Genomic DNA, 269 nt, shown 5'->3' on the forward strand with positions numbered 1-269 from the left:
ATTCACAGGATCATCTAAAATCTGGCAATGGAAAGGCGGTATTAAAAATGGTAGTGGTACTGACTCTTATAGAGATTTAATGCCTATTCCGTCAAGAGCTATTCAGGCAAACCCAACTTTACAACAAAATCCAGGATACTAACTAACCCTTATAAAAAATAAACAAAATGAAAAATATATATAAAGTTTTAATCGCATTCATTGGTGTATTAGCGGTGTCATGTAATGCAGATGATGTAGAAGATAGACCAGTAATTACACCGGCAGAT

1 protein-coding gene is annotated in these 269 nt (G+C 34.2%); it reads left to right on the forward strand.

What is annotated here, in order from left to right:
* Window positions 1-40 precede the first annotated feature (40 nt).
* Complete coding sequence (locus ACWA1B_RS22765) at window positions 41-142, forward strand: RagB/SusD family nutrient uptake outer membrane protein (protein ID WP_456910903.1); 102 nt, start codon at window positions 41-43, stop codon at window positions 140-142.
* The last annotated feature ends 127 nt before the right edge of the window (window positions 143-269 follow it).

This window comes from Flavobacterium xizangense (assembly GCF_054075145.1).